This window comes from Nostoc sp., from assembly GCF_036917815.1.
Lineage (GTDB): Bacteria > Cyanobacteriota > Cyanobacteriia > Cyanobacteriales > Nostocaceae > Nostoc.
Window position 1 is genome coordinate 62,436 of sequence record NZ_JBALEK010000036.1, and the last position, 16,344, is coordinate 78,779.

At 42.8% G+C, this 16,344-nt stretch carries 14 protein-coding genes, 1 tRNA gene and 2 pseudogenes; 9 read left to right on the forward strand and 8 right to left on the reverse strand.

Annotated features, from left to right (window positions below):
• Positions 1 to 8: 8 nt before the first annotated feature.
• Complete coding sequence (pstC, locus tag V7K97_RS10215) at positions 9 to 959, reverse strand: phosphate ABC transporter permease subunit PstC (protein ID WP_334800797.1); 951 nt, start codon at positions 957 to 959, stop codon at positions 9 to 11.
• A gap of 140 nt (positions 960 to 1,099) precedes the next feature.
• Positions 1,100 to 2,281 carry a phosphate ABC transporter substrate-binding protein PstS gene (gene pstS, locus V7K97_RS10220; protein ID WP_334800798.1) on the reverse strand — a complete coding sequence of 394 codons (1,182 nt, stop codon included), beginning with the start codon at positions 2,279 to 2,281 and terminating at the stop codon, positions 1,100 to 1,102.
• A gap of 576 nt (positions 2,282 to 2,857) precedes the next feature.
• On the opposite strand from pstS, the gene V7K97_RS10225 reads away from it, so the two are divergent.
• Both V7K97_RS10225 and lspA read left to right on the forward strand, forming a co-directional pair.
• Complete coding sequence (locus tag V7K97_RS10225; protein ID WP_334800799.1) at positions 2,858 to 3,445, forward strand: biotin transporter BioY; 588 nt, start codon at positions 2,858 to 2,860, stop codon at positions 3,443 to 3,445.
• A gap of 114 nt (positions 3,446 to 3,559) precedes the next feature.
• Positions 3,560 to 4,030 (forward strand): signal peptidase II, encoded by a 471-nt coding sequence (gene lspA / locus V7K97_RS10230; protein ID WP_334800801.1) that lies wholly within the window; start codon positions 3,560 to 3,562, stop codon positions 4,028 to 4,030.
• A gap of 243 nt (positions 4,031 to 4,273) precedes the next feature.
• On the opposite strand, the gene V7K97_RS10235 is transcribed toward lspA, so the two are convergent.
• Complete coding sequence (locus V7K97_RS10235) at positions 4,274 to 4,924, reverse strand: hypothetical protein (protein ID WP_334800802.1); 651 nt, start codon at positions 4,922 to 4,924, stop codon at positions 4,274 to 4,276.
• A 428-nt stretch (positions 4,925 to 5,352) separates the two neighbouring features.
• Here V7K97_RS10235 and V7K97_RS10240 point away from each other — a divergent pair, with 428 nt between their 5' ends.
• From V7K97_RS10240 to V7K97_RS10250, 3 genes and pseudogenes are all read left to right on the forward strand, one after another.
• Positions 5,353 to 7,620 (forward strand): transglycosylase domain-containing protein, encoded by a 2,268-nt coding sequence (locus V7K97_RS10240; RefSeq protein ID WP_334800803.1) that lies wholly within the window; start codon positions 5,353 to 5,355, stop codon positions 7,618 to 7,620.
• A gap of 45 nt (positions 7,621 to 7,665) precedes the next feature.
• Positions 7,666 to 7,983, forward strand: a pseudogene (locus V7K97_RS10245) (DUF1016 N-terminal domain-containing protein); the annotation flags it as partial.
• A 4-nt stretch (positions 7,984 to 7,987) separates the two neighbouring features.
• Entirely contained in the window at positions 7,988 to 9,037 is a 1,050-nt protein-coding gene (locus tag V7K97_RS10250; protein ID WP_334800804.1) for a hypothetical protein, read from the forward strand.
• Positions 9,038 to 9,377: 340 nt separating this feature from the next.
• Here V7K97_RS10250 and V7K97_RS10255 read toward each other — a convergent pair whose 3' ends face one another.
• Positions 9,378 to 9,617, reverse strand: a complete 240-nt coding sequence (locus V7K97_RS10255; protein ID WP_334800805.1) for a hypothetical protein — start codon at positions 9,615 to 9,617, stop codon at positions 9,378 to 9,380.
• Positions 9,618 to 10,073: 456 nt separating this feature from the next.
• Here V7K97_RS10255 and V7K97_RS10260 point away from each other — a divergent pair, with 456 nt between their 5' ends.
• Together V7K97_RS10260 and V7K97_RS10265 are read left to right on the forward strand one after the other, a co-directional pair.
• A complete protein-coding gene (locus tag V7K97_RS10260; protein ID WP_273770741.1) occupies positions 10,074 to 10,328 on the forward strand; it encodes a toxin HicA in 255 nt (84 codons plus the stop codon).
• Positions 10,321 to 10,647, forward strand: a complete 327-nt coding sequence (locus tag V7K97_RS10265) for a type II toxin-antitoxin system HicB family antitoxin (protein WP_334800806.1) — start codon at positions 10,321 to 10,323, stop codon at positions 10,645 to 10,647. Before V7K97_RS10260 ends, V7K97_RS10265 begins: the two co-directional genes overlap by 8 nt.
• 415 nt (positions 10,648 to 11,062) lie before the next feature.
• Here the strand turns inward: V7K97_RS10265 and V7K97_RS10270 are convergent, their stop codons facing one another.
• The gene (locus V7K97_RS10270) at positions 11,063 to 12,499 is read right to left on the reverse strand and encodes a DUF4335 domain-containing protein (RefSeq protein WP_334800807.1); all 1,437 of its coding nucleotides are present in this window, start codon (positions 12,497 to 12,499) and stop codon (positions 11,063 to 11,065) included.
• The gene (locus tag V7K97_RS10275; RefSeq protein ID WP_334800808.1) at positions 12,496 to 13,122 is read right to left on the reverse strand and encodes a DUF3038 domain-containing protein; all 627 of its coding nucleotides are present in this window, start codon (positions 13,120 to 13,122) and stop codon (positions 12,496 to 12,498) included. Before V7K97_RS10275 ends, V7K97_RS10270 begins: the two co-directional genes overlap by 4 nt.
• Before the next feature lie 434 nt (positions 13,123 to 13,556).
• Between V7K97_RS10275 and V7K97_RS10280 the strand changes: the two genes are divergently transcribed.
• Together V7K97_RS10280 and V7K97_RS10285 are read left to right on the forward strand one after the other, a co-directional pair.
• Complete coding sequence (locus V7K97_RS10280; RefSeq protein ID WP_334800809.1) at positions 13,557 to 14,075, forward strand: adenine phosphoribosyltransferase; 519 nt, start codon at positions 13,557 to 13,559, stop codon at positions 14,073 to 14,075.
• 136 nt (positions 14,076 to 14,211) lie between these two features.
• A complete protein-coding gene (locus V7K97_RS10285) occupies positions 14,212 to 15,258 on the forward strand; it encodes an ABC transporter permease (RefSeq protein ID WP_334800810.1) in 1,047 nt (348 codons plus the stop codon).
• A gap of 389 nt (positions 15,259 to 15,647) precedes the next feature.
• Here V7K97_RS10285 and V7K97_RS10290 read toward each other — a convergent pair.
• Together V7K97_RS10290 and V7K97_RS10295 are read right to left on the reverse strand one after the other, a co-directional pair.
• Positions 15,648 to 15,718, reverse strand: a tRNA-Gly gene (locus tag V7K97_RS10290).
• A 56-nt stretch (positions 15,719 to 15,774) separates the two neighbouring features.
• Positions 15,775 to 16,344 (reverse strand): annotated as a pseudogene (locus V7K97_RS10295) (hypothetical protein); the annotation flags it as partial.

Genomic DNA, 16,344 nt, shown 5'->3' on the forward strand with positions numbered 1-16,344 from the left:
AAACTAAGCTATATTCGCTTGACTCTCACAACGATCAACTCTGCCAGAATATTGACTACTAGTGTCAAGAAAAATAGTACTAAAGCCGCGTACATTAAAGCCGCAACTTGCAAACCACTAGCTTCTGAGAATTGATTTGCCAATAGAGAAGAAATCGTGTTGGCAGGTGCTAAAAGAGAGAGACTGATGTTGTTGGAGTTGCCAATTAACATCGTTACAGCCATTGTTTCTCCCATTGCGCGGCCTAGTCCCAGCATCACAGCACTAACTATGCCCGAAAATGCTGCTGGGATGAGAATTTGCAAAATAGTTTCCCAGCGCGTTGCTCCCAGTCCTAGAGAGGCTTGGCGCAAACTGGGGGGTACAGAAATCAAAGCATCGCGGGATAAAGCTGTGATGATGGGCAAAGTCATAATCGCTAATATGACTCCCGCCGGCAACATTCCTGGCCCTGTAGGAGAAGTACTAAAAAATGGCAGCCAGCCAAAGTAAGCATTGAGCCATTTTCCCAAGCCGGTTAATATTGGTACTAAAACGAAAATACCCCACACGCCGTAGACAACGCTGGGAATAGCTGCCAGCAGTTCTACTGCGAAAACCAGTACCAGTTTCAGTTTAGCGGGTAAAAAATCCTCGCTCAGGATAATAGCAGTACCAACGCCAATTGGGACTGCGATCAGCAGACCAATAAAAGAACTCAAGAGAGTTCCATAAATTTGAGGTAGCACCCCATAGCTATCATTAACCGGGTTCCAAGTGGTATTGGCTAAAAAGCTAACACCGTACTTTTGGATGGCAGGCCAAGCGCCAATTGCCACTTGTGACCCGATCCATAATAAAGTGCCAGCAACACCAAAGGCGAAAATTTTCGTCAGCCAAATAAAGCCCCGATCTAGGGACTTTTCTACTTCAGAGCGGTTTTTAATCGCTGATGAAAGATTTTGAGAATTTGTAGTCATGAATACAGACTCTAACAATTAAATCAGAGAAAAATGGGGGAGGCGAGCAGATTAGTTAAATTGTCGCCTCATCATCTATTTAAACTGATACATTAATAACCCCGTGTTCAAAGTTACTATTAATTAGTCGTGTTTAATGCTTACTTGCTAGCGCTAGTACCACTACCAACAGAGATTTTATACTCTGGACTGATTTGATCGGCAGCAGCAGCAACCTTTGTGATCACGTTTGCCGGTAGAGGAACATATCCTAATGCACTAGCCTGTTTCTGACCCTCAGTTAAAGCGTATTCGATAGTGGCTTCAACTGCTTTAGCTTTTGCCGCGTTAGCATATTTTTTGTAAGCTAAAATCCAGGTGTAAGTGACGATAGGATAGGAATCAGCGCCTTCTGGATCGGAAATGAAGACGCGGAGGTTTGCCGGTAGAGCTACTGATTCCAAGGTTTTAGAGGCTGACTCCTCACTAGCTACAACAAACTTACCGGCTTTGTTTTCCAAATCAGCAAACTTGAGACTATTTTGTTTGGCATAGCCGTACTCGACATAACCAATAGAACCTTGGGTTTGTTGAATTTGAGCGGTAACACCTTCATTACCCTTAGCACCGACTCCCGTAGGCCAGTTAACAGTTTTGCCGTCACCAACTTTAGTCTTCCACTCTGGGCTAATAGCGCTGAGGTGTTTTGTGAACACACCCGTAGTTCCGCTACCATCGGAACGATAAACAACTGTGATCGGCTGTTTAGGAAGTTTTGCACCTGGGTTAGCCTTGGCAATTTGGGCATCATCCCAAGACTTGATTTTGCCTAGTAGAATATCAGCGTAAACAGCTCGTGATAGTTTGAGTTCTGGAACATCTGGCAAGTTGTAAGCTAGCACGATGCTACCAGCAGTCACAGGCAGTAAAATAACACCCTTATCTGCTGGTACTTTCTGGATTTCTTCATCCTTCATCGCCACATCGCTAGCACCAAAGTCTACAGTGCCTTTGATAAATTGCTCAACTCCAGAACCGCTACCAACTGAGGCATAGTCAACTTGCAGATTCGGATATTTTTTGTTTAAATCAGTGAACCAGGTATCATACAGTGGTGCTGGAAAAGATGCACCAGCCCCGCTTAACTTTACGGTTCCACCAAGGTCTAATTTAGCTGTGCTAGAGGCAGCAGTATCTGTAGCAGTACCAGAAGGAGTCTCCTTGGTGGCTGTACTATCTGGGGTTTGCTGTCCGCCACAAGCTGCTAGGCTTATTGTCAGTGCTAACACTGAAATTGAACCTGTGAGGCGATGAATTTTTATTACACTAAGACGTGAGAGCATCGCTATCAATTTTTTTAGTAACTTTTCAGGTGAGCGTTTCCAAGATAACCCTAAAGGGGAACAATAAAGATTAACAATAGGTTAACAGAGCAAAAGAAATGCTTGTTTTTTTGATGAAGAGGAAACCCTTATTAATAATTTCGCTTGATATTTTTTATACTCTTGCTTTAGTTTTAAGATACAAACAGCACCACGGTAAGTTAGTTCCACGTATTTACAAAATTTTATTGATAGTGTAATTTCATTGGTCAAGTCGTGAAAAAAGTATGTAAATATAAGCACTTCGTAGCCAATTTTAGGCAATGCTCTGAAAAATTAGTACAAATACTAAGTTCCAATGATATTGATTTTGAGATATTTCAGATCAAATACCAGAATTCAGAACACGCCTCAGTCAAGAGAATCAGACAGATACATACCTAAGTCGCAATTCGCAGAACTGAAAAATTACATACCGAAAAGTCAAAAGAAAATATGCTAGTTCTATAAGATGTCAGCACAAATTTCATTTCAATATTAATGAATATACTGGTTGCTGTTGGTTTTCCCTTTTGCTTTTCCTTGGTTGCCTGATAAATGTTTGCTGCTTCCAATCAATTACTATGGTCTATGATTGGCTTACTCCTGACAATGGGTGGCACTTTCCTAGAAGCTTATGGCATCACCTTTCCTTGGAGTTGGAGTCAGCACGGAATTCAGACTTTTTCTTTAGGTGTCACTTTTCAAATTGGCGCAGTATTGTTGGTGGGTTGTCTAGGGGGCAAAAATGCCGGTGCGCTCTCGCAAATTGCCTACTTAGTTATGGGTTTAACCTTATTACCTGTATTTGCCGATGGCGGCGGTATTGGTTATGTCAAGCTATCTCAGTTTGGCTATCTACTAGGCTTTATTCCTGGAGCTTGGATTTGTGGCTTGTTTGCCTTTAAAGCTAGACCTCGACTAGAAACTCTTGCCTTTAGTTGCGTTTGTGGCTTGTTAACTCTCCACATCTGCGGTATTACTTATTTGATTATTAGCTATTTTTTTCAGTGGAAAGGCACAGAAAATCTACCCTTGATGCAAGCAATCCTCAGATACTCCTGGTTTGCACTACCAGGTCAACTAACAGTGGTCTGTGCCGTTACTGTAATAGCATACATATTGCGTCACTTAATGTTTTATTAATTGATTCTGCTTTGTCAAAAGCTCATGACCAATGACTAATACTTCGACTTACCTCGGCTTCGCTCGGCACAAGTCGCTCAGTACAAGTGACCAATGACCAATGAATAATTCACCATGCGTTTAAAAAATCGCTTTTTCTGGATTGCTGCCTTCATAGCTTTTTTCTTAGATCAAACAACAAAATACTGGGTGGTGCAAACCTTTAGTTTCGGGCAGACACTACCACTGTTACCTGGGATATTTCATTTTACCTATGTCACTAACACGGGTGCCGCTTTTAGTCTGTTAAGTGGCAAGGTAGAGTGGTTGCGCTGGCTATCTTTAGGAGTGAGTTTAGTATTGATAGCGTTGGCCTTGTTTGGCCCAACGTTAAATTTGTGGGATCAATTGGGCTATGGCTTGATTTTAGGTGGAGCGATGGGTAACGGTATTGATCGCTTTGTTTTAGGCTACGTCGTTGATTTTCTTGATTTTCGCCTAATTAACTTTGCTGTATTTAATGTGGCAGATTCATTTATTAGTATCGGTATTGTTTGTCTGTTAATTGCTTCTTTGCAAAAAACACCGACTTCAACTGGTAGGTAAGATTAAAGTAATTCGTCATTACGAATTACGAATTAATTAAAGTATTAAGCCTGGGATGGTTAATCCCAGGCTATTGATTACTGAAACCCTTGCTCAGTCTTATATGCGAAGACTTTAACTATAAGGTTTTAGCGATTTTTATTTGTGAGCTTAGACCAGTTATGCCAACTGGTGCAAGAAATAAAGATGCACTGGCGATCGCTGATAGCAAACTAGTATTCAGATTATGCCGCAACTTCTAATTTAATTACCTGTGGTAGGAGTTTTTGGCAAACTAGAGCCGGGAGTACTGGGAGAGCTACCTGGTTCAATACTGCTGCCAGGAGTGCCAGGAGTGCCAGGTTGTTCAGGTGCAGTTGAGCTACCTGGTTCAGTAGTGCTGCTAGGAGCGCCAGGTTGTTCAGGTGCGGTTGAGCTACCGGGTGCTGGAGTTAAGTTGCTAGGAGCGCCTGGTGTCGGTGGGGTAATGCTTCCTGGTGCTGGAGTTAAGTTACCAGGAGCGCCTGGTGCCGGTGGGGTAATGCTTCCTGGTGCTGGAGTCAAGTTACCAGGAGCGCCTGGTGCCGGTGGGGTAATGCTTCCTGGTGCTGGAGAGCTTTCAGGAGTGACAGATCCAGGCGGGGTCGTTGTTCCTGGTGTAGTTTCTGCTGGTACTGTAGTGCTACTAGGAGCGCTAGGGGTTAGTGCTGTGCCGTTGGGACAGCGAGAATTGAGCGGAAAATACTCGCACAGAATTTTCATACCTTCTGGCGACATCTTGACTTCCGTTGGTGCGCTAGTGGAGTCGCCACTAGATTGGGCTATGGGGGATTTACTGGATTCGGCTACAGCAATATTGGTGGTGAGTGCCAAAGATAGAGCTGCACCAATCATTGTCAGAGATTTTCCCATCATTCTGAAATTAACCTTAACGGAACACTCGCACTATTAAAACAGACAATAAGATTTAGAAAATCTTCCTAAATGAAGATATTTAGGTTTATTTCAAAATATGTGGATATGTAAAAGGGGTAAAAAATCAATCTGTTGTTTATGGAAAAGAAGTGTTTAAAAATACAACTCCAAAAGCTCTGCTTGTAGTTATTTAACTACTAAGAGTAGATAGAATAAGCATTTTAGAATGGAGGTAAAAATTATGTCTTTGTGAAAAAGTGAGAAAAATAACAACTTACTTCTAGTCATTAAATATATTTAGGTATAAAATAAATCCAAAAACCCATATAGCCAATTTATGCTTTGGCTTATGAGTAAAATGATGGAAGATTAATATCTAAATTGTAGTTCGCCCGATTCTTCACTAAAAACTGTGATGTAAATAGCCGATGAGTTCTCCCCAACCGCCTCACAAGCCACAAACGTTACTAGGTCAACTGACTCAAGCAGTACATACGATTCAAGCTAGGGTCGATTTTTCTAAATTGGCGCTCAAGCCTAATGCCAAAGTACCGGAACTTTGGGTGCAGGATGCGGGGGCGGATAAGGCAGAGGTATATCCACTGTTGGGCGATCGCTATATTCTCGGTCGCAGTTCCAAATCCAGCGATATCGTCATCCGTAACCCTGTTGTCAGTCAAATTCACCTGTCGCTATCGCGGAATTCGACTCATAGCACGCCAGTTTTCGTTATCAAAGACGAAAACTCCACCAATGGCATCTATCGTGGCAAGCGTCGTGTTAGCTCCCTAGAACTGCGTCACGGCGATATTCTAACTCTGGGACCTCCAGAACTCGCCGCTTCTGTGCGGTTGCAATACGTCGATCCACCAGCCTGGTATGTGAAAGCTGCAACTTGGACAGGTTATGGTGTTGGCGGCGTCAGTGCCCTGTTAGCATTAGTAATTGGCGTGGAATGGCTGAAATTTTCAGTCAGACCCCTACCGACAGCTACACGCGCCCCAGTAGTTGTTTACGCCCGTGATGGAGCCACCCCCCTGAGAGAGCCTCGGACGACCTCTCATCTGGACATGAAGCGTTTAGAGGAATTTGGTCCTTATTTGCCTGCTGCGGTGGTGGCTTCAGAGGATACTCGTTATTACTGGCACTTTGGGGTTGACCCTCTGGGGATTTTACGAGCCGTGTTGATCAATAGTCGTAGCGGAGATGTGCAACAAGGAGCCAGCACAGTTACCCAGCAAGTTGCCCGCAGTTTATTCCGCGAGTATGTAGGCAGACAAGATACCCTTGGACGCAAGTTGCGGGAGGCAGTTGTTGCCCTGAAGCTCGAAACGTTTTACAGCAAAGATGATATTTTGCTGATGTACTTAAATCGGGTTTTTTTGGGGGGAGATACCTCTGGTTTTGAGGATGCAGCCCGATATTACTTTGAGAAGCCGGCTAAAGAATTAACTTTGGCAGAAGCAGCAACATTAGTAGGAATTTTACCAGCCCCCAACGCTTTTGATTTTTGTGGGAATGGTTCAAATAAGCTACAAGCGGCTGAATACCGGAATCGCGTGATTAAGCGGTTGCTGGAGATGGGCAAAATTAAACCTGAAGATGCGAACCGAGCCAGACGCTCCACCGTCCAAGTTAGTCCTAAAGTCTGCGAACAGCAAGCTAAGACCATCGCACCTTATTTTTACAGTTACGTCTTCTCGGAACTGGAATCAATCTTGGGGCAGGGAGCCGCGAGAGAAGGAAATTATATTATTGAAACCAAGCTTGATCCAGCCATACAGAGCCAAGCCGAAGCAGCGTTGCGGAATTCAGTGAACAACGGTGGCGCAAATTTTAATTTTTCTCAAGGGGCGGTGGTAACTCTTGACTCTAGTACTGGCAGCATCCTGGCAATGGTAGGCGGGACTGATTACAAAAAAAGTCAGTTCAATCGTGCTGTCCAAGCTAAAAGACAACCAGGTTCCACCTTCAAAATATTTACTTACACCGCCGCTATTGAACAGGGAATTTCACCATCCAAGGATTATTCCTGCGCTCCTTTAACTTGGCAAGGCTTCACCTACAAACCTTGTCGTTCAAGTGCTGGCAGTTTAGATATTGCCACTGGGCTGGCTCTTTCAGAAAATCCCATCGCCTTGGGAGTTGCTAAAGAAATTGGGCTAAATAAAGTGGTGGCGATGGCGCAGCGTTTGGGGATAAAATCATCCCTCGATCCGGTTCCTGGCTTGGTACTGGGTCAAAGCGTGGTAAATGTTTTGGAAATGACTGGTGCTTTTGGCGCTATTGGCAATCGTGGCGTGTCAAATCCTCCCCATGCGATTAACCGAATTTTAGACAGTGGTGATTGCCGCGATCGCAATGATATCAAAACCTGCCGTGTAATCTACTCCTTTGACCAAGATCCAGATGCCAACAAACGAGTACTGACAAATGGTGTCGCCGATGAAATGACTAGTTTAATGCGTGGCGTAATTACCAGAGGTACCGGTCGTAGTGCTGCCCTTGGACTAGGGGAAGCTGGTAAAACTGGCACAACTGATAAAAACGTTGACTTGTGGTTCATAGGTTTTATCCCCAGTCAGCGACTTGTAACAGGTGTTTGGCTGGGAAACGACAACAATTCCCCCACATCTGGTAGCAGTGCCCAAGCAGCTCAATTGTGGGGAAATTATATGCGGCGGATTACAAGGTAAAAAATGGGCATTGGGGATGGTAACTATTGATCTGATAATTGCCAAACACTGTCTGGCAAATTGAGTTGGTCGCACTATACGGAGCTTTTAGCTATTTCGGATGATTTGGCGCGGTCATTTTATGAGCAGCAGTGCATCCAAGATCGCTGGAGTGTGCGGGAGTTGAAACGCCAGAAGGATTCGGCTTTGTTTGAGCGGGTGGCGTTGAGTAAGGATCGGGCGGAGATTTTGGCACTGGCTAAGGATGGGCAACGGATCGAGTCGGCGCGGGATGTCGTCTTAAACCTTTTTCCCACCGACGAGGGCCACAACTATTATATTTCTGTTAAAAAGAGTTTAATCGCGCTAATTATTAAGAGTTAATTATATGACATACTGTTTTGCTTGGAAATACGGGGATAGCATTTACCTCTTGGGTGATACAGCAGCTACTAAATCATCTCTACCAACATTTAGTCACTCAAGCTTTGGTCAACTCCACGATAAAGTTAGGAGTCAGTACGTTGAGGAATCTCTGTTAAAAATTTTACCTATAGCAGCAGACACAGCTATAGCTTTTTCAGGCGATGTTCAATTAGCAACAGCAATTATTGAGTTTCTGAAAGAAAATTTTTGCAGTGCAGAAACTTTTGTGGATTTATTCAGGAAGGTAAATGCAAGTTTGGGGCCATTTGATCCTAAGCGACCTGTTAAATTGTTATTAGCACATGCACCCTCGAATGGTGATCCAAAACTTATCCATTGGGACTCACAGCATGGATTAGACAGTAACCAGTTTGACTACTATACAATTGGAAGCCTCACTTCCTATCATGCCGCTTTAACACCACAAGTGCTATCAGTGTTAGTTAATCGTAAGTTGGCATCGGACAGGATTTTGCCAATAATCATTGCTATCGTACAGTCGTATGGTATCCATAGTAATATCATTGAGCAAAATGTTGGGGGAATTATTTTTGGACTTCGAGTTTGCAATGGGGAAATAATCTGGCAAGAACATACAAACTTTGTTCTATACAATTCTACTGCGGAGAAATTTGAAACCCTTGATTTTATATCAGCCTTTGTTCGTGATGATGTACTAGTTGTAAATTCTTCGATTACCAACGATATTCGAGGTTTCGCGTGTTCCGTTTCGACACCATCAATTCAAGCTTGGCAAGAATCTTGGAATTCTTTTATTGCTACTCATATCAACTCAGATAAGTATCGGTATTGGGTATTCTTGTCCACCGCAACAAAAGTGATTACAGTCCTGCGTCGGGATAATTTCGATAGTGAGAATAATTACTTTAGCTTACAGTACCTTGGCGATGGAAATTTTTCCTTTGGTTTAAGCCCGGAATTAATGGCACTACTGAAGAAACCCCTTATGGATCGTGGTGACGGCAGTCTTCCATTCAGATTGAATTTTTGAAATGCCTGAGCCACAGCAACCTAATCCAGCTACATCTAATATTTAATAAGCTAATGAGCATTTAAGTTGCATAACACCAGGGCTGAAACCCTTATTTTATCGTTGAGCAGTGACTCGACGATGAGCAGAGCGTCAATGACCTTGGTTGTCAGGAGAATCTTTATCTAATAAGGCTTTTAAGCTTAACTCGGTTTTCTGTTCCGATGATACTCATACCCCGGAATAGGGAATAGAGAATTGGGAATAGCAGCAACTTAATTCTCTTCCCCATTCCCCATGCCCCTCAGGAGTGCTGAGTTAGGAGTTGCAGAAACTAAAACATTCGTGTCAATAACAACTTTCATTCTCCGCCTCGGTAAGCTTCAATCTCTGCTGCTATTTCGGCTTCGGTAATATTTTGTACTCCTGGTATTGACTGTGTTTGATCAAATAAATCTCTCAGCTTTTTACTAATAGATGCTCTGGGGTTCTCCTCAGCTAAGATAATTATTTCTACTCGCTGTCCTGCTTGAAAAGGTAAATCAGATAATATTACTTGCTTTGGATCTGTAATGGTGATGTATTTTTTGTAAGCGTTCATAATTCCTTACTGACTTAAAAAACTAAAGTGGAGATGGCATTTTCTTTTTGCTGCTCAGTCACACCCAAATATCGCTCCAGGGCTGGGGGTATGAGTAGCATTCACGCAGAAAACCGGGTTAAGAGATATTACATAAGCAATACAAGCATTTTTAGAAGCTGAAAGCCTTATTTTATCATTGAGTAGTGACTCGACGATCAGCAGAGCGTCAATGACCTTGGTTATCAGGAGAATCTTTATCTAATAAGGCTTTTAAGCTTAACTCGGTTTTCTGTTCCGATAATACTCATACCCCGATTAGTCAGAATTTGCTTGACCGAAGACTTTTAAGGTTTTGACAATGGTTACTTGACATAGTATCAATATTGATACTATTATTAGTTTAAAGTTAATACTAAGTCATGGTCATTTTGTAGAAACATTCTATTTACTGATTAAAACTTGGTATAAAAACTTATGGCACAAATCGAAAAAATCCTTGCTCAGATAAAGAATAATCCTAAGAATGTTAACTTTACCGATTTAATGAAGGTCTGCAATCATTACTTTGGAGAACCTAGACAGCAAGGAACAAGCCATTGCATTTATAAAACGCCTTGGGCTGGAGATCCACGCGTCAACATTCAAGAAAAGAATGGAAAAGCAAAGGTTTATCAAGTCAGGCAGGTTTTAGACGCTATTGAAAAAATGGAGGATATACAAGATGGTTAACCACGAACACTATACTTATAAAGTTACTTGGTCAGAAGAAGATCAAGAATTTCTAGGGCTATGTGCTGAGTTCCCTAGCCTATCTTTTCTCCATGAAAATCGTCCTGCTGCACTTGAAGGTATTACAAACCTAGTACAAGATGTGGTGATTGATATGGAAGCGAATAATGAAAGGATTCCAGAACCAATTGCAGAAAAAAACTACAGTGGTAAATTTCAAGTTCGTATTCCTCCAGAACATCATCGTAGATTAGCTATAGAAGCAGCAGAGCAAAATGTTAGCTTAAATCGCTATGTAAGCCTTAAACTTGCGTGTTAAAGTTTTGGGGTATGAGTAGCATTCACGCAGAAAACCGGGTTAAGAGATATTACATAAGCAATACAAGCATTTTTAGAAGCTGAAACCCTTATTTTATCGTTGAGCAGTGACTCGACGATCAGCAGAGCTTAAATGACCTTGGTTATCAGGAGAATCTTTATCTAATAAGGCTTTTAAGCTTAACTCGGTTTTTTGTTCCGATGATACTCATACCCCGGAATAGGGAATAGAGAATTGGGAATAGCAGCAACTTAATTCTCTTCCCCATTCCCCATGCCCCTCAGGAGTGCTGAGTTAGGAGTTATTTTTCTCCCTCATCCCCCTCATCCCCCCATACTTCTCTACGAGAGGCTGCACCAACGACTTCGCTCAGTACAAGTTCCCCATTCCCCACTCCCCACTCCCCACTCCCCCATTATTGTTGATACCCCTGCCAAGGAGTGACTTCCAGCGTACCACTAGGCTTGAATATCACTTGGAAGTGGGCGAGAGGTTCTTTGTTATTAGGAGCAGCTACATTAGAACCATAGATAGCGTTGAACATCTGGGGAAGGGGTGTTTCCCGGAAATAGTCAAAAGCGACTTGATTGAGTGGTTCATAGTCAGCAATTACACCATTTTTATTTACCGCTACCCGATATTTCAAATCTCGCGTAAAGGTGGGGGTACCAGTCCAACTTTGACGAACTGCATTATAAAGCTTTTGATTTAAACCTTTAGTTATATTCGAGTCAGTAATTTTTGCACCAACTACATCTGGCGTTCTAGCATATCCCCGCCAAGGGCTAACTTGCAGCACACCATCTGTAGTAAAGACTATTCGGAATTGGGCGATGGGTTCATTGGAAATGGGAGGACGGTTAGCAGGATTATAAAGTAGGTGAGGCAGAGGAGTTTGCCCGACTCCTTGATTTGCTTCTTTATTCACCGCCTTGTAACCAACGATCGCACCATCCGCAGCTACACCTAAACGATAGATCAAATCCTGTTGCAATCCTGAGCGTTTAGTCCAAGCTGGATGAATTTGGTTATATACTTGGCGATTCAATGCACGCAACTGGGATGGATCGGTAATTTCAGGAACCGTATTTAAAAGTGCTTCTAAATCTTTAACTACTGGCTTTGTACTAGCTGCGGGTGTTGGTGTGGGTGTTGCAGCTGTGATGGGTGTTGCAGCAGTTGATGCTGGAGGAGTGAGGCTCTTTGTTGTAGAGCTACTTTGCTCGTCTGCTTTCGGCTGCGGTGGCCGGATTTGGGGAGGTGGAATTAAGTTAAATGCGATCGCTGCTACTGCTAAACTTGATACTCCCACAGCAGCAGGAACAGCCTGCCGGATCAAAGCCTGACTAGCACCACCATAGCGTCTAGTAACGGGTTGTAGCTCCAGGGATAATTCTGGTAAAGTCTGGGTATCAGCAAAAAACTGATCCACTGCTTCCACCAAATCAAATAACTGTACCGTATTCAAATCTATTTCAATCGGCGGACGTTTGGAATTTTTAGAGTTAGACTCAAACCCCTCAACAGCACCTTCTGAATGTATGATTAACCTGTGTCGGTTGCTGTCGATTTTCTGAAACTCTACTAGCTCTGATTCCTGGTTATGTGCTTGTGGGTTAGGTACACTACTTAAAAATTCTTGGGCATAGCCACTAACAGCCCTCACCAAACTTTCAAAAAATTCGCGCCCTCCCGTTAGCGGTTGATTGTAACCAGATAAATAGCATTCTGCATTTACCAATATTGATAATTCCGGGCGCATTTCTTGGAAGTGTGCAGCCCTAGTGACATCACTTAACCCTTCTAAAAGCAGTGTACAATTAGGTAGACTATACTTACGTTGAATATTCATTCCACTTCACCGTCAAAAAGACTAATCCAGAATCGCTGCATTCCAGCTGTACCAGTACAAAATAGTAATTGTCCTAACAAATTTATCGCTAGCGCATCTAATTTTTCATCAGAACTTAATGCTAGTACACCAGAACGTCGAGCATTCATCCGGCTCTTAAAATGCGCTCTAAACCGCTCTAGGTAATTAGATAGCCGCAAATTCTGTTCTAATGGAATCTGCTTTTCTTCCATTTGTTGACATATCATTAGTAACTGACGGATGACAACAGTTAAACGCCGTGCTATGTAGCAAGCAATGACCACCAGAGCTTTTGCTTCCATAATAGTTAAGGGACGGCGCATATGCGCTCTTCGTAGCGGGTTAGAACTACGCATCCGCCATAAATTCACCCGATCTTTAACAATTCCTTTCAGATCCAACTCTTGAGCAAAAGCCAGGATTGCTTCAGAACCACCAAGCTCTAAAGCTTCAATTGCCAATAAAATCAGGTCAATTTGCAACCGCGTTCTTCGAGGACACGTTTTGGAAGCGATCGCAGGATCAGGTAAAGTGTCCAGAATCATCGGCAGTGATTCTTGGGTTGAACTGTTGAACGGCGTTAAACTTGCTGAGACATTCATTCTATAAAATACCTTATGCGGTTCCAACAGACTAGATAAAACAAATTTAAGATCGGTAGCCAAGACGAAACCACTAAACTTGTGGCAGTAGCACGACTACCAGGTATATACATTACTTACTCTTTCTACTCAAAGTTTTCCCTATATTGAAATCAAAATTTTAAATCATCAGTTAATTTACCTCATTTATTAGTGCAACACCTTTTCTAGCTTGGTTTAGATTCTAATTATCGTCAATAAAAAGCGAAGCTTCAGCCTCGACCCCCAGCGTATGACATTATAGTGTACGATTTTTCAGGTATCTGAAAATGGGGACTGGGGATTCGGGACTGGGGATTGGGATAGCTATCAATTTAAATTAATAACTCCTCACTCTTCACTCCTAACTTTCCCCACTCCCTACTCCCCATTCCCTACTCCCCATTCCCCATCTTATGGATTTGAAGTCTCTCATTCGCAACATCCCAGATTTCCCCAAACCCGGAATTTTATTTCGGGATATTACTACACTACTGCGCGATCCAGAGGGACTGCGCTACACTATTGACTTTTTAACACAAAAATGCAATGAAGCTGGAATAACGATAGATTATGTCATTGGTATCGAGTCGAGGGGATTCATTTTTGGCTCACCTCTAGCTTATAAATTAGGAGTTGGTTTTATTCCCGTTCGCAAAAAAGGTAAGTTACCAGCAGAGGTTTACTCAATTGAGTATGAACTAGAGTATGGTACAGACTGTCTAGAAGTGCATCAAGACGCTTTACAACAAGGTAGCCGAGTTTTGATTGTGGATGATTTGATTGCCACAGGTGGAACTGCGAGTGCTACAGCAAAGCTAGTGCAGAAGATTGGCTGCGAACTAGTAGGATTTGGGTTTATTATCGAGCTACGGGATTTACAAGGACGTACACATTTGCCGGATGTGCCCATTATCTCGCTAGTTGAATATTAGTTATTGGTCATTGGTCACTTGTACTGCCCTTCGACTACGCTCAGGAACCGCGACTTGTGCCGAGCGAAGCCGAGGTAAGTCGAAGTATTAGTCATTGCTCATTAGCAAACAACAAAAGACAAAGGATAAAAGACAAATGACATCTACGAAAATTTCCTTGGAGACAGGTCGAGATTGGCTAATCAGGCTAGTCACGAGCGAAACTTTTGTTTATGTGGCAAAGCGGCTATTGCAGGCACTGCTGACCTTATTTTTAGCATCAGCGTTGTCGTTTTTTATTATTCAACTCGCTCCCGGTGATTATGTAGATACCCTACGGCAAAACCCCAAGATATCTCCAGAAAGAATTGAGGAAATCAAGCGGCAATTTGGTCTGGATAAGTCTTGGCCAGAGCAATTTTGGCTGTGGATATGGCGAATCTTGACGAAAGGGGATTTTGGCACGAGTTTTATTTATCAACGTTCAGTGGCATCGCTGTTGTGGGAACGGGTACCAGCGACTTTGCTATTAGCGATCGCATCTTTAATTGTGACATGGGCGATCGCCATCCCTCTAGGGATCTTTGCTGCTGTTCAACAAAATAAGCTAGGAGACCGGATTTTACAGGTGATTAGTTACACTGGACAAGGCTTTCCCACTTTTATCACTGCCTTAGCGCTGCTAGTTTTAGCCCAAATCACATCGCCCCTGTTCCCAGTGGGTAGCATGACTAGCATTAATCATTCGGAACTATCGTGGTTTGGCAGAATCTTAGATATCGGCTGGCACATGATTTTACCAACGATCGCACTCTCAATTACCAGTTTTGCCGGTTTGCAACGCATCACTCGCGGCGAATTATTGGATGTGCTACGTCAAGATTACATCCAAACGGCTCGTGCCAAAGGTCTCCCAGAAAACCGTGTCATCTACGTTCATGCACTCCGCAACGCCATAAATCCCTTAATTACCTTATTGGGTTTTGAATTAGCTGGTTTATTAAACGGTGCCTTTATTGCCGAATTTTTCTTCAACTGGCCTGGTTTAGGGAGGTTGACTCTACAGGCTTTACAATCTCAAGATTTATATTTATTAATGGCAAGCTTGGTAATGGGCGCAGTCCTGCTGATTGTTGGCAATTTAATCGCCGACTTGATGCTGAAAGCAGCCGATCCACGCATTCGCCTAGAAAATCTCAATTAGCAGCAATAGTAATGTAAAAAACTTTGAGATTAATTTGTAGTGTAGTTCCATATTAGGACTAAAGTCCTCTCTACGAGACGCTACGCGTAGCAAGATCCCCAAAGGCGTACACTACAAACCTTTAAGGTGATTTCCGAGAAAGAAAATACCTGTGTTGGCGAGTTTCGACACTTCGACTACGCTCACTTCATCGCTTCGCTCAACTCTCGATCTCTTAGTTGGTTGAGCGTACCCCTTCGGGGATATTGCTACGCGTAGCGTCTCCAAGAGTTGTCGAAACCAACGGCGGCGGTATATTTATTCCTGTAAATCGCCTAATTAGGGCTTGCATATCTACTCACCAAAACCTTTCATGACCGATTGCACTAGTGCATTTCAGTATTTTTTTAAGCGGGCGGCGGGAATCGAACCCGCATTAATAGCTTGGAAGGCTATAGTTTTGCCACTAAACTACGCCCGCGAAATTCCAACCCTATAAACATAACACAGCTTTTCTAAAAATTCAAGTATTTAGTTCTAATTGGCAGTTTGAATTTTGATCTTGACATACAGATTGCTCAATTCTGGTTTTGTGCCGTTGTTATTGTGGGCAGCAAGAAAGTTTTCTGTTTTGAAAACTTCATTGAGGACTTGCTCATATCTGCTTTTTTCACTTTGCAGTGCTGCTGGTTCTATTTCTAGAACTACAGCCTGTTTAAAGTTACCATTGTTATCAATTATCAAGCTAGCCAAGAGTTGCGCTGGCTCAAGTCCAGAATTGTGGGCGAGAAAACTTGAGTCTAATTGTTTTGTGTTGCTTCCCCTGTATAAAGCAATAACGTCAGGTAAAACATCTTGTCGGAATCCTCTTGATCGTATCAAGTTAATCACTTCATCTCTAAGTAACGGATCTACTATTACTACCGATGCTCCCCCAGTGGGAGTTTGTGGAGTTTCTCTAGTGGGAGTTTGTGGAGTTTCTCTAGTGGGAGTTTGTGGAGTTTCTCTAGTTGGAGTTTGTGGAGTTTCTCTAGTGGGAGTTTGTGGAGTTTCTCTAGTGGGAGTTTGTGGAGTTTCTCTAGTTGGAGTTTGTGGAGTTTCTCTAGT